At 37.1% G+C, this 23,331-nt stretch carries 20 protein-coding genes; 19 read left to right on the top strand and 1 reads right to left on the bottom strand.

All coding sequences use genetic code 11. The features are described 5' to 3' along the window. Positions 1-85 precede the first annotated feature (85 nt). From pglZ to KQI49_RS03040, 7 genes are all read left to right on the top strand, one after another. Positions 86-2,644, top strand: a complete 2,559-nt coding sequence (pglZ, locus tag KQI49_RS03070; protein ID WP_216486688.1) for a BREX-1 system phosphatase PglZ type A — start codon at positions 86-88, stop codon at positions 2,642-2,644. A 19-nt stretch (positions 2,645-2,663) separates the two neighbouring features. Continuing rightward, positions 2,664-4,712, top strand: coding sequence for a protease Lon-related BREX system protein BrxL (gene brxL, locus KQI49_RS03065; RefSeq protein ID WP_216486686.1), 2,049 nt, complete (start codon positions 2,664-2,666; stop codon positions 4,710-4,712). A gap of 111 nt (positions 4,713-4,823) precedes the next feature. Further along, positions 4,824-5,369, top strand: a complete 546-nt coding sequence (locus KQI49_RS03060) for a hypothetical protein (RefSeq protein ID WP_216486684.1) — start codon at positions 4,824-4,826, stop codon at positions 5,367-5,369. 168 nt (positions 5,370-5,537) lie between these two features. Beyond that, a complete protein-coding gene (locus KQI49_RS03055; protein WP_216486682.1) occupies positions 5,538-5,681 on the top strand; it encodes a hypothetical protein in 144 nt (47 codons plus the stop codon). Between the two features lie 78 nt (positions 5,682-5,759). After that, the gene (locus tag KQI49_RS03050; RefSeq protein ID WP_216486679.1) at positions 5,760-6,380 is read left to right on the top strand and encodes a hypothetical protein; all 621 of its coding nucleotides are present in this window, start codon (positions 5,760-5,762) and stop codon (positions 6,378-6,380) included. A 154-nt stretch (positions 6,381-6,534) separates the two neighbouring features. Further along, positions 6,535-6,915 (top strand): hypothetical protein, encoded by a 381-nt coding sequence (locus KQI49_RS03045; protein WP_216486677.1) that lies wholly within the window; start codon positions 6,535-6,537, stop codon positions 6,913-6,915. Between the two features lie 314 nt (positions 6,916-7,229). After that, positions 7,230-7,376, top strand: coding sequence for a hypothetical protein (locus tag KQI49_RS03040; RefSeq protein ID WP_216486675.1), 147 nt, complete (start codon positions 7,230-7,232; stop codon positions 7,374-7,376). A gap of 309 nt (positions 7,377-7,685) precedes the next feature. On the opposite strand, the gene KQI49_RS03035 is transcribed toward KQI49_RS03040, so the two are convergent. After that, positions 7,686-7,934, bottom strand: a complete 249-nt coding sequence (locus KQI49_RS03035) for a type II toxin-antitoxin system Phd/YefM family antitoxin (protein WP_216486673.1) — start codon at positions 7,932-7,934, stop codon at positions 7,686-7,688. A 241-nt stretch (positions 7,935-8,175) separates the two neighbouring features. Between KQI49_RS03035 and KQI49_RS03030 the strand changes: the two genes are divergently transcribed. From KQI49_RS03030 to KQI49_RS02975, 12 genes are all read left to right on the top strand, one after another. Beyond that, the gene (locus tag KQI49_RS03030) at positions 8,176-9,048 is read left to right on the top strand and encodes an Rpn family recombination-promoting nuclease/putative transposase (protein ID WP_216487017.1); all 873 of its coding nucleotides are present in this window, start codon (positions 8,176-8,178) and stop codon (positions 9,046-9,048) included. Positions 9,049-9,380: 332 nt separating this feature from the next. Next, a complete protein-coding gene (locus tag KQI49_RS03025) occupies positions 9,381-9,725 on the top strand; it encodes a hypothetical protein (protein ID WP_216486671.1) in 345 nt (114 codons plus the stop codon). Positions 9,726-10,523: 798 nt separating this feature from the next. Then, on the top strand, positions 10,524-11,432 hold the full coding sequence (locus KQI49_RS03020; protein ID WP_216486669.1) for a hypothetical protein: 909 nt from the start codon (positions 10,524-10,526) through the stop codon (positions 11,430-11,432). Between the two features lie 185 nt (positions 11,433-11,617). Next, on the top strand, positions 11,618-12,538 hold the full coding sequence (locus tag KQI49_RS03015; protein ID WP_216487015.1) for a S66 peptidase family protein: 921 nt from the start codon (positions 11,618-11,620) through the stop codon (positions 12,536-12,538). A 401-nt stretch (positions 12,539-12,939) separates the two neighbouring features. Beyond that, complete coding sequence (locus KQI49_RS03010; protein WP_216486667.1) at positions 12,940-14,019, top strand: Rpn family recombination-promoting nuclease/putative transposase; 1,080 nt, start codon at positions 12,940-12,942, stop codon at positions 14,017-14,019. Positions 14,020-14,463: 444 nt separating this feature from the next. Next, positions 14,464-15,483, top strand: coding sequence for an asparaginase (locus KQI49_RS03005; RefSeq protein ID WP_216487013.1), 1,020 nt, complete (start codon positions 14,464-14,466; stop codon positions 15,481-15,483). An 11-nt stretch (positions 15,484-15,494) separates the two neighbouring features. Then, a complete protein-coding gene (locus KQI49_RS03000) occupies positions 15,495-17,168 on the top strand; it encodes a sigma 54-interacting transcriptional regulator (protein ID WP_216486666.1) in 1,674 nt (557 codons plus the stop codon). Further along, on the top strand, positions 17,169-18,842 hold the full coding sequence (locus KQI49_RS02995) for a peptide ABC transporter substrate-binding protein (RefSeq protein ID WP_216486664.1): 1,674 nt from the start codon (positions 17,169-17,171) through the stop codon (positions 18,840-18,842). It abuts the gene before it with no gap. Between the two features lie 216 nt (positions 18,843-19,058). Then, positions 19,059-19,628: a class I SAM-dependent methyltransferase gene (locus tag KQI49_RS02990; RefSeq protein WP_216486662.1), complete on the top strand. Its 570-nt coding sequence runs from the start codon at positions 19,059-19,061 to the stop codon at positions 19,626-19,628. A 233-nt stretch (positions 19,629-19,861) separates the two neighbouring features. Next, positions 19,862-21,100, top strand: a complete 1,239-nt coding sequence (locus tag KQI49_RS02985; RefSeq protein WP_216486660.1) for a Tm-1-like ATP-binding domain-containing protein — start codon at positions 19,862-19,864, stop codon at positions 21,098-21,100. A 1-nt stretch (position 21,101) separates the two neighbouring features. Beyond that, positions 21,102-21,926, top strand: coding sequence for a phosphoenolpyruvate hydrolase family protein (locus KQI49_RS02980; RefSeq protein WP_216486658.1), 825 nt, complete (start codon positions 21,102-21,104; stop codon positions 21,924-21,926). A gap of 88 nt (positions 21,927-22,014) precedes the next feature. Then, positions 22,015-23,220 (top strand): phosphoenolpyruvate hydrolase family protein, encoded by a 1,206-nt coding sequence (locus tag KQI49_RS02975; protein WP_371817502.1) that lies wholly within the window; start codon positions 22,015-22,017, stop codon positions 23,218-23,220. The last annotated feature ends 111 nt before the right edge of the window (positions 23,221-23,331 follow it).

Genomic DNA, 23,331 nt, shown 5'->3' with positions numbered 1-23,331 from the left:
TTAATCCGCCTTATTGAGGTTGAACAGTCGCTGGAGAAAATTCTGCTATGCTATACTATACTTAGAATGAGGATAGGTGATCTACATGAATTTAAATCAAATAATGACATCCTTAACAGATCTTTTTAACGAACCATTAAACGATGGAGAAAATCGCAAAATAGTGTTCTGGACAGATTTGGATGAAGAGTTTGTGACTGACTATGAAAGAGTGACGATTGATGATGTGAAGGTCATTCACTTACACGACAATAATCAATTTTACGTTAAGCATTTATTAGAGGTAGAAGATACGGATAGTTCGTATTTAGTTTATACAAATTTAAATCTAGATTCTAAAGATAACTGGCTCTATGATACAGTCGTGTATTCTAAAACATTTTACGCTGATCGACTTTCCTTAATTATGAATGATTTAGGTATTGATAGTTCATTAAGGGCAGTAGTCCAAAAATATATTAAGTTCTTTGATAGAAAAGAACGTGCCGAAAAGTTTAAAGCGTTTGACATTCACACATATACGAAGGAAACGATAGAACTTGCCATGATGAATGTGCTTTGCGGCATGAACTCACTAGATTTTGAAACGGTGTTAAGAACAATGTTAATGGATACACTTGATGATGAAAATAATCGTTATTTAAAGAGTTTTAGTAGTTATTTTGACGTGCAGACGTTTTGGGAATTTACTCATCGTGAGTATGATTACCAGCGCGAAGAAAAAACGCTCAAAACACTATTTATTCATATGGCTGTCACGGCATTTAGCCAAACCATGGATATGAAGTATCTCGATCGGTTCAGTCATTTTATTGCTGAACAAAACAAAACGAATTGTTATGTGTTTATAGATCATTGGATGCATCATACAACAGATTATCAAATTTTTCATGACTATGTTCATCAGATTGAAGGCGACATTCAGCTTCCTGAATTAATTCGAAGTCTTCCGGTTGAAGCATTCCAGAATGCAGAAGTTTTTCCGTATGTTGATAGGGCTGTGATTATTTATATTGTAAACAGTTTAATGGAACAGCGAGAGGATTACGAAGACTATATTGATTTGATTAGTGTCAGAAGACCGAAGCATTTTTATCACATGTATCAATATATTTATGACGCGCTTTTTTACGCTGTGAAAATGCATGCGTTTCATAAGCGCTACTCTTACGGGATTCCTCAAGAAAAAGCTATTGACATGTACAACAAGTATACAGAAGACTATTATCTAATGGATACGTATTACCGGAAATTTTATGTAGCCTTTGATGCTGAAGGCGATAATGAAGTGCTGCATAAGCTAAAGTCCGTTGTTGAGAATTTATACACAAACTGGTTTATGGGTGAGTTGAGTACGCATTGGTCGCAAGCCGTTAATCAAGAAATGACTGACGAATGGACGTTACCAGGTGTTCATAATCAGCAATCGTTTTACACAAGGATGATCAAACCACATCTTGATAAAAATGAGCGGGCTTTTGTCATTATTTCTGATGCCATGCGTTATGAAGTGGGTAAAGAATTACAAGAACGATTAAACTCTGAAATTTTAGGTGAGTGTGAGCTAGATACCATGCTTAGTGTCGTTCCATCAGTTACCAAATTTGGGATGGCTGCTCTTCTACCTCATCGCGAAGTAGATATCGATGAGAAAGGAAGTGTATTAGCCAATGGAATGAGCACGTCAGGCATAGAGAATAGAAAGAAAGTCCTTTCTTCCTATTCAGACGATAGCATCGCTGTTCATTTCAAAGATATTTTAATGATGGATAAAGCTACAAGGCGGGCTACATTTAAAGGGAAAAAGCTAATTTATATTTATCACGATACGATTGATGCTTTTGGCGATAAGCGTGATACGGAAATGAATACATTTGACGCAGCAGAAGATGCCATTGAGCAACTATCCGATTTAGTTCGCATTATACGTAATGATCTGAGCGGAACACATATTTATTTAACGGCTGACCATGGTTTCCTCTATCAAAGAGATCCTCTAAAAGTGAGTGATTTAATGGATAAAGAGTCACCTGATGCCTTTGAAATAAGTCGACGTTATATTTTGTCTAAAGAACAAAGGGAGGTACCCGGACAATTAACGATTGATTTATCAAGCGTGATTAAAAATGACCAAGAACTTTTCGGATATGTCCCAAATGCGACAATCCGCTACCGTATTCAAGGTGGGGGGGATAATTTTGTACATGGGGGTGCCAGCTTACAAGAAGTTGTTGTGCCATTACTCAAGGTGCGAAATAAACGTACAGGGCAACGGGGAGCCGTTGCCAGTGAAAAAGTGGCGATTAATTTAACAAGCACGACGCGCCGTATTACGAACAGTATTTTTTCTCTCGAGTTTTTCCAAAATGAGAAAATATCGGGTAAGCATATTCCGCGGTCGGTTGTTGTATATATGGCGGATGATAAAGGAAATGTTCTTTCTAATGAAGAGAGAATTATTGGTGATTTGACGTCGGATAATCCAATAGAGCGGGTGTTTAAGCAACAATTTGTGCTTAAAAATATGGAGTATGATCGGAATAAGACGTACTATTTAGTTATTAAGGATCTGGAAACAGATGCGATTACTGAACGGATTCCTTTTACGATAAATTTAAGCTTTATAAGTGACTTTGACTTTTGATTGAAGGGAGGCATGACAAATGGAGCAAATTGATGACACAAAAAAACTGGATGAGAAATTAAATGAGACCTTTGCAGGGCGTGTCGTGCGGAAAGATTTGACTAAGTTAATTAAAGAAGGGGCAAATGTGCCTGTCTATGTCCTTGAGTATTTGCTTGGGATGTATGCTGCGACAGATGATGAGACAAGCCTCGCAGCAGGGGTCGAGCAGGTTAAGAAGATTTTATCGGATAACTTTGTTCGACCTGACGAGGCGGAGAAAATAAAATCGCGGATTCGTGAGCTTGGGCAATATTCAATTATTGATAAGGTCACGGTAGCACTTAATCCGAAATTTGATCGTTATGAGGCAGAGTTTTCTAATTTGGGATTAAAGGGTGTGCCTGTACCAGCAGGATTTGTTAAGGAATATGACAAGCTGCTTGTTGGTGGCATATGGTGCATGATAAAAGTTGATTATTTTTATGATGAATTTGAACGAAATACCAGTCCTTTCACCGTGAACACCCTGCAGCCGATTCAAATGCCTAATATGGATATGAGTGAGATTTTTGAAGGTAGATCTCAGTTTACTAAGATTGAGTGGATTGATGTTTTGATGCGTTCGATTGGCATGGAGCCGACGCAATTAGAAGAACGTGTGAAATGGCATTTGTTACTTCGATTAGTACCTTTGGTGGAGAATAATTTCAACTTATGTGAACTCGGGCCACGTGGAACAGGTAAGTCCCATGTGTATAAAGAATTGTCTCCCAACTCCATTTTAGTATCAGGCGGCCAAACGACCGTGGCAAATTTATTTTACAATATGGCGTCACGCACGATTGGTCTAGTGGGTATGTGGGATTGTGTGACCTTCGATGAGGTGGCAGGTATTCGTTTTAAAGATAAAGACGGCATCCAAATTATGAAGGATTATATGGCTTCAGGATCGTTTGCTCGCGGGAAAGAAGAGAAAAACGCGAGTGCATCGATGGTTTTTGTGGGGAACATTAATCAGAGCATCGATGTTTTATTGAAGACGTCTCATTTATTTGCTCCATTCCCTGAAGAAATGGCTAATGATTCGGCGTTTTTTGATCGAATGCATTATTATTTACCGGGTTGGGAAATTCCAAAGATGCGTCCCGACTTTTTTACGAATCATTATGGCTTTATCGTGGATTACATCGCTGAATATTTTAGAGAAATGCGGAAGCGATCTTTTACAGATGCGGTTGATAAATACTTTAACTTAGGAAGCCATCTGAACCAGCGGGACACCATCGCTATTCGGAAGACAGTTTCAGGAATGATCAAGTTAATACATCCACATGGCGACTATACAAAGGAAGATATTGCTGAGATATTGCAATATGCACTTGAAGGCCGTCGCCGTGTCAAGGAACAATTAAAGAAAATTGGTGGCATGGAGTTTTATGATGTCATGTTTTCCTATATTGATAAGGAGACAATGGAAGAGGAATTTGTCTCGGTTCCTGAACAAGGTGGAGGCAAGCTAATACCTGAAGGCATTGGTAGACCAGGGCATGTTTATGTTGCTGGGCAAAGTGATTCAGGTATGCTTGGAGTTTATAAACTAGAAAATGAAGCTGTTAGCGGTGATGGAAAGTTTGAGAAATCAGGTATCGGATCACATCGCGGGGCACGTGAAAGTTTAGATACAGCGTTTCGTTATTTTACATCTAATAGTAATAGTGTAAGTCAAACGATTACGACGAAAACGAAAGATTATTTAATGCATGTCAGTGATCTTCAAGGAATTGGCTTAACGGAGGATTTGGGTGTCGCTCAATTGATCGGCCTATTTTCTGCAGCAATGGAACGTCCAGTTCAGGAAAGTACAGTCATTATCGGCAATATGACTGTCGGAGGCACAATCTCTAAAGTGAATAATTTTGCTGATTTATTACAAATCTGTGTGGACGCAGGTGCGAAGAAAGTGCTGATCCCTGCTGCTCAGGTTGCTGATTTATATACGGTACCGAATGAGTTGATTGTTAAGGTGCAGCCTATCTTTTATTCTGATCCGATTGATGCGGTGTTTAAGGGATTGGGCGTTGGGTAGTCAGTTAGCTTCAAGGGATGCAAATGCTGTCTTGGAGTTATTAGTTATTTCTATTAAGTAAACTTTTTGTTAAAGAACCAGGAGAACATATATCAAATAAGGGGGAGGAATTTGTTTAGTAAATTTCTTAGGAAGTTAGTTGGTAGCACATCAACCGATAAACGTAGGTATCAAGATAGATATTTTGATAATTTGCATGCTAGGTTTGAAATATATAATGAGATTACTGAATCATTTAACACGAAGTATTTTGATATTTTGGAGTTAATGGAAAGTAGGACTAGCGATAGCGATGAAAGGAGGTATGAATATATAGATCAAATTCTTAATCTAATAAAAGAAACGAAACTTGAACTCAAATTAGTTCCGTCAAGTTTGGATGCTCCAATAAGCGTTGAAAGAATTTTTAATGAAGGTGTAGAAAGATTAATTAAGGCATTTGAATTAAAAGAGTGTTCTTATGAAATACAAAGAACACTTTATAAGAATTTAATAATGCTAAACGAAAATAGTGGTGACATTGAAAAACTAAACACAATTAATGAAAATCTGTTAGAACTTCCAGAAGATGAAGATTACATGGAAACATCACATAAGCATGAAATGGCGTTTTTAAAGTGCTACGAACAGGCTATAAATATCATTTATAAAGAATAAAAGGAATTGAAAGGGTCTGACCCCCATTACAGATCCGGTGGATGCGGTTAGATTCCTGTCACTTCCTGATAGAAGGTATTCCGGATAGATTGGCGGTTGAGTGTGATGGGGAAAAATCAAAACAAAAATATAGTTTATGAGACTCTTTAAAATAAAGGATGAGATGTAATGAAATTTAAATCCACTTTGTATAAGGTATTACGTATATCGAATGATATTAATGCAATAAAACGTGGTAAAGTAACGAGGAGAATAGGTAGACGCGCTGCAGGGAAGGCAACGGGTAAACTATTCAGGAAAATTTTTGGTTAGCTATAATATTTACAGGCAGAGATTTTCTCTGTCTGTATTTTAAGCTGAATTTATATTCTCAGAGGGATGTATATAAATGTGATGGAAAAAAATTTAATAAAAGTTCAGGTTAGGTTATTTATTCAACCTCGTCCAAGGCATGAGGTTCATATAGTAAATTTATCCTTGAAAGATCTACACTTGGTAGATGACAAATATGTTCTTGCATTGGAAAGGGAAAATAATCGCCAATGGCTGTCAGTGGGTATTGAGATAGATAAAAAGATTATCGAAAATAGAATGGATGTAAAAAGGGATATTGCCCACATTATCTTTAAGGAAGAAACTTTTGATATCCTCATCGATAGGTATCTGCCTATACAAAGTATAAAAAAAGAAAATGATAAATACACCATAAAATACAAATCAAATCAATTTCAAATAAAAGTTGAAATATCCAACCAATTAAATCCAGATTACTACGACAAAAATATTCGGCCTAAAATAGAAAATACGTTGGATAGAAAAAGAAAGAAAAGGAAACAATACAAATCTTTGAAGAAAACGGGAAATGATTTAACAGAAGACCTGTTGAGAAAAGACTTTTTGGACTCAGAGTTATATAGGACAGTATATTCCCCGAACAGTGATGCGGACCGCTCTTTTAGAGAAAGATTTGGAGGAAACCTTGGGAATTACTCACGAAGTAGAAGAAGATGAAGGACTGAGTTGGATCAAGTGCAAAGTATAAAGGAACCGGAAATTGGTCTTTTTATCGCTATATTGATCGTGGAAAAAAGCGTGAGGATATTCAATGTGAATGTGGCCGCTCTTTAAGACATCAATATATTTTGATTAACAAAAGAACGAACAGGTGAATTATCTATATGATAAGATCCAAGAGTTAAAGGTTAAGAAAAAACATTTGAAAGGTTTTATTTGGGAACATCAGGGGTCTAGCTATGAAATAAAGAATGGAGAAATATATAGGATATTGATTGGTTCCGTCGATCCGATATCCTATTTTGAAAAAAGACATCGCAGAGATATTGAGCGATTTCTAAGGGAGCAGGAGTTCTGTATACCTATTTATGATATTATTAACTACTTAATAATTAAAGGTTTACCTAATGAAATAACCTATGGACAACATGCAATAACTAAGTTCTTACAAAAGTATCTGGACACTAGAGAAAATATAAAAGGTATCTATGATAATTATGACGGCCATACTTATTATGCGATAATGGAATAAACTTACATAAAAAAACTGAATTTAACCGGTGCCTAGTATCTCTTTCTACCATATTACCTGGAGCCTATTTTGAAGATGATATCGTGACACGATTTGTTTCGTTCGTAGACAACTTATAGTGAAGAGACATAGAAGAGAATCTTGACTTTGTGGCGGATGCGATTGGACGCAGGAAAAATGAAACAGCAAGAGAGACACAGTGTCGTTATTTCTTAAACAATTTTTATAAAGACCATGTACGAACATATAAAAATCGTCCCATTTATTGATTATTTACTTTTGGGAGAGAGAAGGCATTTAATTGTCTTATTTACATGCATCGTTACGACAAGACGACCTTATCAAGGATTCGTACAGATTACTTGCATGATGTCCAAGTGCGCTATGAAGCGGAAGGAAAAGACTTGCTTGCTGTGATAGAAGAAGAGTCCATAGCTGAAGAAATCCGAGATGCAAAATAGAATTCACATCAGTCGAGAAGGAAATAGAAGAACTGAAAATAAACGATGAAAAACTGCATCATTTAGCGGATGTGCAAATTGACATTGATCTGGATGATGGGGTGAAAGTGAATTATGAGAAGTTTAAAGGGTTAGTGGTGAAAATATAAAATTAAGATATACAGACCTTGATAAATCCATCAAAAATCATGGTTGAAAAGGTAAGATGTTCCAACAGATGTGTGTTTTCGAAAATTCTGTTGGAGCACTTTTTAGCATAGTGACTGAAATTCCTATAGCATAAGTCAAGATAAAATTTGTATACTCACTTTATAGATTCTTTTCTAAATCGTCCATTGCTTCATTGAAAGGTCTGACTTTCTTTTTCTCTAATGCAATGTTACCTATGTTGATTAATTGGTGAAGTTCGAACTTACCGACAAGCTTTTCATATGAATTAATGCCCATCACAGCTTCTCCTTGACCATTTTTGGTAATGAAAACGGGTTCATTATAGTTGTCGCATAATTCCAGTATTTCTCTGTAATTATTTCTTAAATCAGGTCGGATTGATGGCATGACCAATGCCTTCAAAAAAGTTATATCGTTAATATATTATTATTTTGGTATTATTATTTTAATATGGAACCTGGCTAATTTATATAAAAGGGATGTAAGACAATCTTCTCTCTCCATATGGCATATTCTGGACGTTCGAAACGTTTGTTCTGCATTCAGAAACATGCTATATTATAATCAGATATTTCACTCAAGTTCCCATCCTCTAAAACTCTCCAAGGGACGTGATAAAATGGCGGCCATGCCACTATTAATCAAAGAAGATTCCTCTAAGACGACCTACACAAAACATGATCAATTATTTAAAGAACTCATCAACACATTTATCAAGGAATTTCTTGAAGTATTCTTTCCTGACGTTCACGACAACATTGATTTACAAGCCATAAAGCCCATACGAGACGAAGTATACACAGACATGATCGAAGGAAGCACCCGCCGTCTTGATATTGTTGTGGAAACAACGCTTAAAGGAAAAGATGTCGCTGTTATCGTACACATCGAGCCACAAAGTTATAAGCAGGACGATTTTCATGAACGAATGTATCATTATTTCAGTCTACTGTACAATAAGTATCAGAAACCAATCATCCCCATAGCCGTTTTTAGTTATGAGGAAGACTGGGAAGAAAAACAGTATACGATGAAATTTCCTTTCTTCAACGTTTTGACATTCAACTACATGACCCTTCATTTACGAAAAAAGAATTGGAGGAATTATATCCGTTCCGACAATCCTGCAGCCGCCGCGCTTTTAAGTAAAATGGGTTATACAGAAAAAGAACGGGTACAGGTAAAGAAGGAATTTCTACGTATGATAACGAGAATGGAACTTAACCCCGCGAAAGAACGTCTAATTTACGGATTTTTTGAAACCTATTTACAATTAACAGAAGAAGAGGAGGAAGAGCTGATGAAGGAAGTGGAAAACTTACCTAAAGAAGAGGCGGAGTGGATTAAGGAATTGCCGATTTCATATGAGGAGAAGGGGAAAGCAAAAGCTAAAAAAGAAGTGGCGATGGAAATGCTAAGAAAAGGGTTGGATATGGACCTTATAGCAGAAGTTACACATTTGGATATGAAGGACGTTGAAAAGTTGAAAGAACAGTTGTAGTTAAACCTAGGAATGGGAGTTGAATCTGGGCCTGGTTGAATTTTAAAAAACGAAAAGCGACTAATAAATGTCGGAGTTTTACTGAATAGCGCTTGTGTGTGCACAGGCGCTATTCGTAAATAGAAAACACATCATTTCCGCAGATACCGGGGAAAGAGTTTATTCGTTATTTAATTCTTTAATCTTATTGATATTACAATATTTATATCTTTCTTGTTATCACGAATGAAGCGGGTGAAGCGACCTTAGTTAGCAGAACAGATGATGTTGGCACATTTGAATCAGGACCGATAAAGTTAACGGTCGAGAAAGCAAACGGAGTATCGATGGGCGTGAGTGATGAATATCATGATTTCTTTGAAACGGATCAGCTGGAATATATTCAAGTGGATTTACAAGTAGAAAATACATCAGATGATAATATTACATTCTATGCATCTCAAGCTATCATGACAACTTCTACTGGCGAGCAGTTAGAGCCAGACATGTTAATGAGTGACCATATTGATGGGGAGTACTTTGGAGAGGTAAATAAATCGGGGACATCAATTTATATTCTTGAAAACTCTGTTGCAGAAGATGTAGATTCCATTCGATTGATTTTTAGTGCGGCCTCAGATGAGAACTTTGAAGATGTAGGTGAAGAAATAGATATTGAGGTTGAACTTGATAAGTAGTTTTTAAGATTTACCATTAAAGTATAAGGCTCGGTCTCGGTGAACAGTGACCGAGCCTTATACTTTTTAGTTGAATTATCTATTCATCTTCCTTGGTGGGCAGTAGGGGTCTGACCATAGATACTTCGTCCAAGTACTTTTAGCAGTGGGATCATATTGTAGTTTGTTTTGAAATTGAATAAAAATGAGGTAGTATTCTCTCAATTAATGGTGATTATGCTATACTTGTACCAAGTGTAATAAGGCTTTCATGGGTGATGGCTCGTGTTAATCGTGTCAATTCTGTCAGATAAAAAATAATCACCCTTTAGCCTGACCAGCGATTTGGGTGATTATTTTAATACTCTAATGCGAGTCGCTCCCTTGAAGAGCTGTTACACGCTTGACCGCTCCATGTATCAGCATGGTGCGGTCTTGTTATATGTTATGTGCCTCTATTTATAGTATACCTTATTTTTAAAGAATGTAAACTTACTAAAGTGATTGTATTTAGAATCTGATAAGAGTATGAAAAGGAGGCCAACATTGCTAAAGACAAAAAAAGACATCCTCCAACTAGAAGACAACATCAATTATATAAAGACGAATACCAAGAAGTGAATCCATAAGTGAAGATGGGCTTAAAGGGTCTTGACCCTAATATTACGAATTGAATCATGTGTATACTTTGCGGATGACGATTGATTTAGATGTCAATTTGTTTATCCATAAACAATGGGTTTTATCTCCTAATCGACGTTTCAAATAAATTTAATTATCACATAAATGAGCCTTATTTCAAAGGTTAAGGAGAATTAAATGTCTAAAAAGTTTCTAGCTTTTAAACCAATATCAGGTATATATGAAGAAGCATGGGCTCCACATGAAAAGATTACCGAATTAGCTGAAATGAGTGTGTTATTAGAAGTTGAGGGAAAGTACTATCGTATTTTACGTAATACATTGGATAGAAAAAGGTCTCGTAAAATGCTGGTGTGCCAAGAAGATGGGCAAATTGTGAAAGATAAAAGTATTACCAAAGAGTGTTTTAATTATTTTGTTTATCTGGACTTATATGATCTATCTAAAAGGAACATAAAATTTGACCAGAAGCAAGCGGATAAGAAAAAGCATGAACCGATGATTGAAGGATTTAAAGCGATTGTTCAAGAGTTAAAGCCTGTTTTGTCAGAAGAAGAAAATGAAGCTATGGCTTTCCATCTTTATTATTTTGAAGAAATTTATCGTTTAAGTATTATTATCGCTGACTTAGCGTCAAAGGTAGAGGAGTTTAGAAACCAGCTTAAAAGCATAGAGACAGATAGACTCTCCGCTGAATTTATAAATGAAAGCCGACAAACGTTACGGTCATGGCGCCTACTTAGAAAACAACTGGACAGTATCTTAATAGAAGATGGAGAGCGAGCTAGGCCACTTGTCACTAAAATCCTAAAGGGTTGGCGCTACAGAAAACAGAGGAAACATATCACTAATTGGGGCGATAAGGATCGTGTTTTAAAAGAAATGCAAGGAGCTGATTATGCATCTAAAAGATACGTTAAGGGATACAAAAAGGATTTTCAGCTGATAGAATTGAATTCGGAAATTGTTAAAGGCCCATTTTCAGTTGACAAATTGATTGAAGAATTACGCACGGGTCTTATAGAGGACCAAATGATGGAAATAAGTGAAAAAAAGTTTTTTAGAGAGGCATTGGGCTTTATCTGACAATTGTGAGTTTAAATAAATGAAGAAAATTACAGCGCCGAGATTTTCATTAAGGTGGTTTATTCTTGTGTTTTTCCATTTTAATGTAATGTTGTACAATGCGTGTTAGTAGTTGCATGAAAATAATTACGTTTATTCACGTCAAAAAGAAATTGAACTATTTTAAGGAGGAAAATGATTTGGAAATGAAAATTCGCCCAAAACGTTTACAAAAAGGAGATACAATTGGTATTGTGTCACCGTCAAGTCCACCAGGTAGAGAAGAACTGAAACGGTCATTACAATTTATTGAAGAGCTGGGGCTCAAGTGGAAGTTTGGGAAGCACGCTAAAAATATTAATGGTTATCTGGCTGGAACTGATGAAGAACGTGTTGAAGATATAGAGACGTTGTTTCAAGACCCCGAAGTGAAGGGCATTATATGTTCAAGTGGCGGCTACGGGGCTGGCCGTCTTGTGGACCAAATTGATTTACAAATTGTGAAAGAACATCCGAAAATCTTTTGGGGATTTAGCGACATTACCTTTCTCCATACAGCGATGGGGATGTATTCGAATCTAGTGACATTCCACGGGCCAATGCTTGGGCCGAATATCGGGAAAGACACATTTGAAGACCTATCAAAAAAGATGTTCCAACAATTATTTGAACCGTTGGAATTGCATTATACAGAGGAAATTTCCCCATTAGAAACAATCAATTCCGGTGTAGGGCGAGGCGAGTTAATTGGAGGAAATTTATCTGTACTCACTCGGACGATCGGGACACAATTTGAAATTGAGACGGCTGGTAAGTTACTACTTGTTGAAGATATCGGAAAAGAACCTGCACGTGTCGACGGATTGTTGAATCAGTTACGTATGGCGGGTAAGTTGAAGGATCTTGCAGGTGTCGTTGTCGGTGACTTTGCCAATGTCGAAACAAAGAAAAAGTGGACCCTGACATTAGATGAAGTGTTAGATCATTATTTGAAACCGCTTCAAGTACCTGTCGTCAAAGGATTTAAAATAGGCCATTGTGAACCACACTTTGCCGTTCCACTTGGCGTAGAAGCAAGATTAGATGCGAATGAAAAAACATTAACGATACTGCCTGGAGTAGAATGAAAGAGAGATGCTTGTGTAAAACTCCGCTAAACTTAACGTCATGAAATTATCACATAATCAAACTACATGACAGTATGATAATTAACAGCATAAAAGTAAGTGTTATAGTACTTGCTACATATTTAAATGTAGTTATTCTTCACAAATCAGGGAAAGTAACCTAACTCTTACAATCGGCGGATGGTAAGTGGGTTACTTTTTTTGTGTTACTGCGATTATGGAACCGATCAGATTCGAAATAAGAATTAAAGTAGATTTTGGGATCTGCCCTTTGGATTTCTATTCATTATTTTCTATGTTATCAAATATGCAGAACATTTGTTTGCATCGTGGGTTTTTGTTATAATATTTTTAGATATACTTCCTGTCAAGTCCCCATACCATTTAAAGGACGTGTACCTATGACATTATCTTATCTGATCAATGAAAAAGGCTTTAACAGCTCGAACATTACACGAGTAATGGAAGAGCGAAACAAATATTCTAAGCGAGGAAAGAAACGAACAAGGTTACTCAGGCGTATCCCCCTAGACCAGTTGATGGATTTGAAAATTGATTATGCTTTCAAACAACTGTTTGGAAATGAAAAAAACAAGGAGATTACAGTTGTATTTCTAAATGCAATCTTACAAAAAACAGGCAGAAATCGAATTAAAGATATTGCTTTTATGAATACGGAAGTTAATCAGGAATATGTAGGGGATAAGCAATCAAGATTGGATTTGTTGGTCATTACCAGTGCGGGAGAACAGATAAACGTTGAAATTCAATTTACAAACCAATATGATATGATTAAACGCTCTATTTATTATTGGTCTAAAATGTATTCGGTTCCACTAGGAAAGGGAATGGCATATAAGGAATTGCGTCCGGTAATAGCCATAAACATTCTCAACTTTAGTATATTTAGTCAAACCGAACGCTTTCATACTTCATACCATTTATATGAAGATGAAGATCAATTCAAATTGACAAATGAGATGGAATTTCATTTTATTGAGATGAAGAAATTAATGAAGGATTGGAAAGCGGATAAGCTTGATCCGTGGAATGATGTGCTGGCAAGATGGCTGCTGCTACTTGGTATGGTTGACTCTAGAAATGATAAGGTCTATGAAGATATTTATCGGGAACTGGAGGGGATAGCTGTGAAAGATGAGTTAATGAAGGAAACATTTGAAAACTGGGAAAACCTAAGTATGGAACGGGAACAACGAGAAGCTTATGAAGGTCGTCTGAAGCGAATTATGGATGAAGAAGCAGCCAAGCGGGAAGCAGAATTGCGTGAACAAGAAGCAGAAAGAAAAGGTAAACGAGAAGGAATACAAAAGGGAATACAAGAAGGAATACAAGAAGGAAAACAAGAGGAAAGGGAAATGATTGCACGTCGTCTATTAGAAAAAGGTATGGGTGTTAAGTTTGTCGCGGACTCCACGGGTTTGGATGTCGATAAGGTCAACGAGATTCAACGTGATATATAAATAAAGATTTAAATATGCAGGTGTTCTCGTGTACGATATGACGCATATTTCAATGAAAAACGACTAGAGAAAAGTAACCTAACTCTTACAATCACCAGACGGTAAGTGGGTTGCTTTTTTGTGTTATTGCGATGATAGCACCGGCCAGACTCGACAAAAAAATACATTTTCATAAATTAATGTAGGATAAAAAGTATAAAGCTAAAAAATAGTCATTGGAATATTACACCAATGGCTATTTTTTTCAGGGCATCAATTAATGTGATTCACATTAAGACAAACGAACAGCTAATTGCGATGTTTTTTAAAAAGAATACTAATCATCTCTCGGATTTGCTTGCACTACATACAACCTATTTTAAAATTTTCAAATAAATAGGTTGTAATTGGTTAAAGGTTAGTTTATTATATAAATAATCCGAATATTAGGAGGAGAGTTAATTGATTAAAAATGAAAATTTAATTAAAGTACGTAGAGGTCATAATATAGAAAGTGTTCATCATGTACATATCGCGGTAGTTAATGCTGAGGGTAAGTTGTTACATCAACTTGGGGAAGTGGATAAGAAAATTTATGCTCGTTCTTCTATGAAGCCACTTCAAGCGATCCCGATAGTAGCAACGGGGGCAGCCGATCATTACGATTTCAGTGATGCTGATCTGTCGCTTTGCACTGCTTCGCATAATGGTGAAGATATGCATACTAATCGCGTGTTATCAATTTTGAAACGTGCAGGGCTTGATGGTACTGATTTGAAGTGTGGTACTCATAAACCACGTTGGGAAGAGGCATATAAAAATCTTATTTTAAATCATGAAGAAGTCACGCCCTTATATAATAATTGTTCCGGGAAGCACGCGGGGATGTTAGCTACTGCTAAATTTATGAACGAACCTATTGAAACCTATTATAAGTTGGATCATCCCGTTCAACAGCGGATCTTGCAGACGATTAGTGACGTTTGTGATTATCCTAAAAATGATATTGAAATGGGTGTGGATGGATGTGGTGTCCCTGTCCATGGTATTCCTTTGAAAAGTCTAGCATATGGCTTTGCTAGACTGGCCAAGCCTGAAACATTAGGAAAAGAAATGGGCGAGTATGCTAAGAGGGTAACGAAAGCCATGGCAGCTGCCCCGGAAATGGTAGGAGGAACAGATCGATTTTGTACAGATTTTATGAGAGTAGGAGAAGGAAGATTCTTTGGTAAAGCTGGTGCTGAAGGGGTTTATTGTATTGGCGATATGGAAACTGGCTTAGGAGTTTCCGTGAAAGTGGCCGATGGTAATGGAAGGGCAGTCTACCCTGCTGCAATGGAGGCACTCGTACAGCTTGGATTGTTGACAGATCATCAGAAGGAAGAGTTGAAAGAGTATCATCATCCAAAATTAAAAAATGCGAGAGATGAAATCATCGGGGAGTTAATTCCTTCATTCCAGTTAAATCAAATGACTTTGGCTTAGGGGCTGAATCAATGGTTATTAAAAACGTCAGTATCATAGCGATACAAGAAAAATATTTAGATATCATTACAAAGCAAATTAAGAAAATTATTGGGGATAAAGCGGAAATCAATTCAGTCACCGTAAAGAATATACATCCTCATACCATATCACCAAACGATATTGTAGTTATCTCGAGTCCTCTTATTAAAGGGCTGGTCGATCAAGTGATACCTGAGAAGTGTCCTGTCGTAGTCGGGCATCGTGATATCAACTACGTGAACACGCAAAAGTTGTTAAATCTTCCTTCCGGCCAACAAGTTTTAGTGGTCAATGATAATAAGTCAAATACAGATGAAACGGTAGAGTCTTTACGTGAAACGGTGTTTGAACATAACTATGAAGCGTATTTGCCTGCAAAACCAATCCCTAAAGACATCGACTATATCGTGACTCCTGGAGAAGGGGATATTCTGCCAAAAGGCTTATCCAATGTCATTGACATAGGCCCAAGAGTGCTTGATTTTAACACGATCGAAGAGATAATCAATTTACTTCAAATCGATTACGAGAAATCTCAAATTGTTAGACGTTATTTTAAAGCGTGTGTGTCGTTATCCACTCATAATAATGATGAGATTAATAAAATAGAAAATACTCCTTACGCTGCAGAGTATCATTTTAAAGATATAATCAGTACAAGTAAAAAGATGAATGAAACGGTCCGACTTGCTAAACAATACGCTGATGATAACAGTATAAGACATATTCATATTGAAGGAGCACCGGGAACGGGGAAGAGTATGTTGGCACAAGCCATCCATAATCATTCCGTTAATAAGGGCTTACCCTTTCATTCGATGAATTGTGAGTCCACAGACTGGGATGATATCGAAACAGCTTTGCTCAGCTCAAGTCGGAAAAGTCGGCATCATGATTCAGGAAACTTTCTGGATGTTGGTGAAAAAAGAACGATTTGTATTGAAAATATCGAACATCTTTCATTAATAGCATTAAAAAATTTGTTTCAAATATTGGGTGAAGGTCTGTTTATGTCTAGAGTGATCACGACGAGTTCCAAAAGTTATCAGGAATTTAATGATGAAGATTCTCATCTATTGCGTGAAAACATGCTTATTCTACCGACCTTATCTGAACGGAAGGAAGATATTTTCCCCTTAATTGAAAATATGAAGCAGCGAATCCAGCGAGTAGATATGAATTTTACAGATGACGTCATCGAATTTTTCAAGGAATACGATTGGGAAAGTCATGTCAAAGAGCTGTATGACGTAATCACTTATTTATCTTTATTGGAAGAAGATCCCATTGGAATCAATTTTCTACCATACTATCTTCGTCACAACGTGAATGAACAACAATTTAATGAAATAGAAGAGAATCATAGAATGATATCAAAAATAGAAGAACACGGATTCTTAGGAGAAAGCATTGCAATATTAAAGACTTTTTATGAAGGGAAAAAGGAATATCTATCATTTGGAAGATACGCGTTAAAAAAACGACTCGAAGAAAAAGGTTTAAAACTTTCCGAACAGCAACTACGTGCACGATTGGAAGTGCTTCAAGAACTTGATTTAACCATTGTAAGACAGGGGAGAGCAGGAACTACCATTTCCCACAAAGGTGAGCAATTTATTAAATCTTTTTTAAAAAATACATCGGACGAAAAGGAAGGATCATAAATGAAAAAACTATCAAGAATTATGTTACTTGTATTATTTAGCATTTTGATAGGAACAGCCCTCGCTGGTTGTTCGAGTAGTAGTGGAGGTGACAAGGAGGTAAGCAGTGCAGACAATGAGACGGATACAGAACAGGAAATAAATTTGATTAGCAATGATTCTATACCTACCATGGACCCTCATATGGGAACAGATGTCATTTCGTTTGAATTTATCGGTGCAAGTAACGAAGGGTTGTATCGTCTAGGCGATGATTTGGAGATAGAGCCGGGAATGGCTATGGATCATGACGTAAGTGAAGACGGATTGACTTGGACGTTTAATCTTCGTGAAGACGCTAAATGGGCAAACGGTGATCCAGTGACAGCAAATGATTTCGTTTATGCATGGAGACGCGCTGTGAATCCTGATACTGGCTCAGAATATGGTCCGTATCTAATGGATGGGGTCATTAAAAATGCTACAGCAGTTAGCAACGGAGAAAAGTCGGTTGATGAGTTAGGAGTTGAAGCAGACGGAGATCATACCTTGGTCGTAACGCTTGAAAAACCGACACCTTATTTTGAATCATTAACGACTCGAAGTACATTCATGCCTTTAAATCGAGAATTTGTTGAGGAGCAAGGGGATGACTTTGCAACGAGCGATGATAATTTATTATCCAATGGGCCTTTCTTAATGACCAACTGGGAAAGTACGTCAGACTCTTGGACTTTAGAAAAGAATCCAGATTATTGGGATGAAGAAGCCGTGTCATTGGAAAAAATAAATTTTAATGTGATTAAAGATCCACAAACAGGTGTCGATTTGTATGAAAGTGGTGAAGTTGATCGAACAGATTTAACGTCTGATTTTGTTGACCAGTATAGTGTACAAGATGATTTTGTAGTAACACCAGAGACGTCATTGTATTATTTAAAGTTAAATCAAACTGAATCCGAAGCACTCGCAAATGTCAATATACGTAAAGCATTGAGTAAAGCTATAGATAAACAAGCTTTGGTTGATGAATTGTTGAATGATGGCTCTCTTGAATCGAACGGATTTGTTCCACAAGATTTTGCTAAACAACCTGAAACGGAAGAAGATTTCCGTGACATCAATGGTGATCTATTAACATTTGACACAGAAGAAGCTCAAGAATTGTGGGAAAAGGGTCTTGAAGAAATTGATGAAAAAGAACTAGAGCTAGAAATCTTAAGTGGTGATACGGAAACTTCAAAAACACTAGGTGAGTATCTTGCTAACCAAATGGAGACGAATCTGCCTGGCTTATCTGTTTCCTTGAAACAAGTGCCATTTGAACAACGTATTGATTTAGATAATAATATGGATTATCAAATTCAAATTGCAGGATGGGGACCTTCCTATCTAGACTTATATACATGGATGGACCTATGGTTAACAGATGGTCAAAATAACAAGATGGGCTATTCAAATGAGGAATACGATGAATTAGTCAAGAGTACCGTGGATGAACTCGCCCTTGATCCAGAAAAACGTTTCGATGCCTTTTTAGAGGCTGAAAAAATACTGGCGGAAGATGTACCCGTTGTGCCACTATATCAAAATGGTCGCTCACAACTCATCGATCCTAAAATTGACGGTATCATCAGCCGACCATTTGGACCTAAATATGAATATAAATGGGCAGAAGTTGTCCCAACAGAATAAATGATTTGAAAAACGGGAACTGGGCTATATTGTCTCTGTTCCCGTTTTTTGTCATTCGTTTTATATTGATGTTTGCACCTAGCATGAATTTAATAATATTGTTTAAAATATAGAAGGTAAGTTTAGATAGTGGACGTATGATAAGTTGAGATCGATAATGGAGAGAAGTACGTAATCTAGATTCCATTTATAAAAACTTTTCAAGGAGTGTGAAGCATGGATAGTAAACGATTTAATCCAAAAAATGCAGATAAGTTAATGAGTAAAGAACGAACAGATAAATTACAACCTCATAAATTAATTGAATACTTAGAGGTAGGTGAAGAGGATTCAATTGCTGATTTAGGTGTGGGTCCGGGTTTGTTCGCCATTCCTTTGGCGAAAATGACGAACAAACCGGTTTATGGAGTGGATGTCGAACCAGAAATGTTGAAACGACTAAAGGAAAATGCGGAAGCTGAAAACCTTGATAATATTAAAATGCTCGAAAGTGATCTTGAAAGTATTAATTTACCAGATGAGTCAGTCACTCGGGTATTAAATACGTTTGTTATTCATGAAGTGGGCGATATAAATAATGCTATTAATGAAATGAAACGAATTCTTACACCAGATGGAATATTATTGTTAGTGGACTGGGAGGCTGTGGAAACCGAGTCAGGCCCACCACTTGAGATTAGAGTCCCTTCCGAAAAAATGGTGCGTTTATTAAAGGAAGGTGGATTTAAAGCGGAATTAGTGTACGAAGGCCCGGAGAATTATGCGGTGAAAGCGGTAAAAAGTTAAGATTAATTAAACTACAAACTAGAAAAGAGGTGACCGTTAAGATGATCTCTTTTTAGTTAAGTTGTGTTGAAATCGTTGTTTTAACGAAGAATCTTCCTTTCTATGTTGTTTTTTAAAGTGATATAACATAAAACCATATTTTACTAACATAAAGACATTTTAATTCAATGAAGTAAGCGTTATCATAGAGATGTACTAAAACATGACAGATTATATTGGAAGGGGAGATTCACTTGTCTAAGACGATTGCTTTAGCTGGAACTCTCGATTCAAAAGGAAAAGAATTTTCATACGTTAAAGAGGTGATAGAATCACTGGGATTTGACACACTTTTAATCAATACAGGTGTATTTCCGTCAGAAATTGAAGCGGATGTTTCCAACGTTCAAGTTGCTGAAGCGGCTGGCGTAGAGATTGAACAGCTTGCCAAGCGAAAAGATCGTGCCGAAGCAACGAGAGTATTGGCAGAAGGGATGGAAAAATTACTGCCTGAGTTGTATGAACAAGGTAAATTTGATGGAGTTCTGTCATTCGGTGGCACTGGTGGGACGTCGATTGTTACTCCAGGAATGCGGGCATTGCCGATAGGTGTTCCAAAAGTGATGGTGTCAACAGTCGCGTCAGGTAACACTCAACCTTATATCGGCACGAGTGACCTAGTGATGATTCCTTCTATTGTTGATGTAGCGGGATTAAATGTCATATCTACGAAGGTCTTTCGTCAGGCGGTCTTTGCGATTGCTGGGATGTTAGATTTTCAAGATAAAGCTTTAGCCGATTCGGATGACCATAAGAAACCACTTATTGCCGCATCGATGTTTGGATTGACCACGTCCTGCATCAATCATGCTAAAAGTTATTTGGAAGACCGGGGCTATGAAGTGTTGATTTTCCATGCGACCGGTATTGGTGGCCAAACGATGGAAAGTTTAATTGAAGAAGGCTTTTTTGTAGGTGTGCTTGATATAACAACGACTGAATGGGCGGATGAACTCATCGGTGGCGTCTTAAATGCGGGGCCACACCGTCTCGAAGCGGCAGCTAAAGCAAATGTGCCGCAAGTGGTGTCCGTGGGTGCGATGGATATGGCTAATTTTGGACCTTATGAATCTGTCCCTGAAAAATTTGCCGGACGTAAATTTTACAAACATAATCCAACGGTCACTTTGATGCGTACGACTAAAGAAGAAAATAAACAAATCGGCGAAGTGATTGCACAGAAATTAAATATGACAAAAGGACAAACTACTTTAATGTTACCGCTAAAAGGACTTTCTGGTTTAGATGTAGAGGAACAAGCCTTTTACGGACCTGAAGAAGATCAAGCGTTATTTAATACACTCAAAAAACATATTGATTCTGAACGAGTAACTGTGGAAGAAATGGATACAGATGTGAATAATCCAAAGTTTGCGGAAGCAGCAGCTGAAAGACTTATTCAAATGATTGAATCAAACAAGGAGGAGAAGTAACATGTTATCAAGACAAGAAATTTTAACAAGATTCCAAGAAGAGGTTGCTAAAGGAAATGTTCTGTTAGGTGTTGGTGCTGGAACAGGCATTACGGCAAAAAGCAGTGAAGCAGGCGGAGCAGACATGCTCATCATTTACAATTCTGGACGTTATCGTATGGCAGGGCGTGGGTCATTAGCAGGCTTGCTCTCATATGGAGATGCTAATGAGATTGTTGTGGAAATGGGAAGTGAAGTACTTCCTGTGGTTGAAGATACCCCTGTTCTAGCCGGTGTCAATGGCACTGATCCATTTCGTGTGATGGATGTATTTTTAAAACAGCTGAAAGACCAAGGATTTGCCGGTGTTCAAAACTTTCCAACAGTGGGGTTGATTGATGGCGTATTCCGTCAAAACTTAGAAGAAACGGGTATGGGTTATGATCTTGAAGTCGAAATGATTCGCAAGGCTCATGAATTGGATATGTTAACGACCCCTTACGTTTTTGATGAAGAACAAGCGAAAGCCATGGCTGAAGCAGGTGCTGATATTTTGGTAGCGCATATGGGATTGACGACAAAAGGAACCATTGGTGCACAGACAGCTTTGACACTTGATGACAGTGTCGAACGGATACAAAAAATTGTAGAGGCAGGACAATCTGTCAATCCTGATATTATGGTGATTTGTCATGGTGGTCCGATTGCTGAACCTGAAGATGCTGATTATGTGATTCAACGTGTTGACGGCATTGTAGGATTCTTCGGTGCTTCAAGTATTGAACGGTTTGCAGCAGAAAAAGGGATCCGTGAGCAATCTGAGGCATTTAAACAGATTAAGAAATAAACACAAAAAAAGCAAGTATCCTGTTGGGATGCTTGCTTTTTTTTAAGGTATAATAAGAACATAACGTAAAATGAACGGAGCTTTAAAGGTGCAGACAAACAAATCGAAAATCACGGAACAATTGAAAAAAGAAATAAAAAAAGACCGACATATTATTGGTGTTGCTGCTGGTTCAGGATTAACCGCAAAATTTGCTGAAGCGGGTGGAGCGGATTTTATTTTAGCGCTAAGCTCAGGTTATTTCAGGCAAAGAGGTGTGAGTTCTCTTGCCGGTTATCTCCCAGTAGACAACAGCAATCAGGTCGTCATGGATTTTGCTTTAAAGGAAATTATCCCTGCCATGAAACAAATTCCTGTCATTTTTGGATTATCAGCGACAGACCCAATGATTAATCTGGAAAGCTACCTTATAAAAATTAAGGAAAGTGGCTTCGCAGGTATTAATAATTACCCTACGATTGGATTGATTGACGGTGATTTTCGTGATGCACTGGAGGCAGAAGGGATTACATATGAGAAAGAAGTGGAGGCTATAAAAACAGCTAGTGGGTTAGGGCTGTTTACCATTGGCTTTGTTTTTAATACATCGCAGGCAATAGATATGGTAAAAGCAGGTGCTGATGTAATTTGCGTCCATCTTGGTTTAACCACTGGCGGGGTACTTGGTGGGAAGCAAATTAAATCATTACAAGCGGCGAAAAAATTAGCGATTGATATTTTTCATGCATGCGATCAGATGAATCCCAATACAATTAAAATGGTATATGGGGGACCACTCAATAAACCGATTGATGTTCAGTTCGTGTATGATGATACAACGATTAATGGATTTATAGGGGGATCTGCATTTGAAAGAATACCAGCTGAACAGGCCATTTATAAAGTAACCGAGTCTTTTAAGACAACTCTGGATATTAGTTATGATCACCTGATTCAAAAAATGATTGACGGTTTAAGTTCCAATGATGATTACATTGATTTTATAAAAAAATATATTAGCCTACATTATAATGAGGAAATCACTCTTAATGAGCTCGCCGAAATTATGAACTTATCAAGACCTTATTTAAGTACCCTGTTTAAACAGAAAATGGGTCTATCTTTTCAACATTATCTGATTCATTTTCGAATGAATCGAGCCTGTGAAATAATGGGTGAGAAAAGAGTTTTATTGAAAAATATAGCAGACATGGTGGGCTATCCTGAATATGCTCAATTCAGCAAGATATTCAAGAAGTACAAAGGAGTTTCTCCGAAAGAATATATGGAGGGGTTATCTGAAAATGAGGAATAAGAATAGTGAAGAGTTTTTAGATTGTGTTTTAGTATAAAAATATCTTTTCTTTCATTTTAATATTTATGGATTAAAATCATTTCATATTTAAATCTATCGTTATATCTAGGT

Source organism: Virgibacillus sp. MSJ-26 (assembly GCF_018918075.1).
Taxonomy (GTDB): Bacteria; Bacillota; Bacilli; order Bacillales; family Amphibacillaceae; genus MSJ-26.
Note: the sequence above shows the minus strand (reverse complement) of the source record. Positions and strands in the feature narration are given on the sequence as shown.

Bases quoted from the DNA above. Each gene is read 5' to 3' on its own strand.
- pglZ (WP_216486688.1), top strand. From the start codon at position 86: ATGAATTTAAATCAAATAATGACATCCTTAACAGATCTTTTTAACGAA.
- brxL (WP_216486686.1), top strand. From the start codon at position 2,664: ATGGAGCAAATTGATGACACAAAAAAACTGGATGAGAAATTAAATGAG.
- KQI49_RS03055 (WP_216486682.1), top strand. From the start codon at position 5,538: ATGAAATTTAAATCCACTTTGTATAAGGTATTACGTATATCGAATGAT.
- KQI49_RS03040 (WP_216486675.1), top strand. From the start codon at position 7,230: ATGCATCGTTACGACAAGACGACCTTATCAAGGATTCGTACAGATTAC.
- KQI49_RS03035 (WP_216486673.1), bottom strand. From the start codon at position 7,934: ATGCCATCAATCCGACCTGATTTAAGAAATAATTACAGAGAAATACTG.
- KQI49_RS03030 (WP_216487017.1), top strand. From the start codon at position 8,176: ATGCCACTATTAATCAAAGAAGATTCCTCTAAGACGACCTACACAAAA.
- KQI49_RS03020 (WP_216486669.1), top strand. From the start codon at position 10,524: ATGTCTAAAAAGTTTCTAGCTTTTAAACCAATATCAGGTATATATGAA.
- KQI49_RS03015 (WP_216487015.1), top strand. From the start codon at position 11,618: ATGAAAATTCGCCCAAAACGTTTACAAAAAGGAGATACAATTGGTATT.
- KQI49_RS03010 (WP_216486667.1), top strand. From the start codon at position 12,940: ATGACATTATCTTATCTGATCAATGAAAAAGGCTTTAACAGCTCGAAC.
- KQI49_RS03000 (WP_216486666.1), top strand. From the start codon at position 15,495: ATGGTTATTAAAAACGTCAGTATCATAGCGATACAAGAAAAATATTTA.
- KQI49_RS02995 (WP_216486664.1), top strand. From the start codon at position 17,169: ATGAAAAAACTATCAAGAATTATGTTACTTGTATTATTTAGCATTTTG.
- KQI49_RS02990 (WP_216486662.1), top strand. From the start codon at position 19,059: ATGGATAGTAAACGATTTAATCCAAAAAATGCAGATAAGTTAATGAGT.
- KQI49_RS02980 (WP_216486658.1), top strand. From the start codon at position 21,102: ATGTTATCAAGACAAGAAATTTTAACAAGATTCCAAGAAGAGGTTGCT.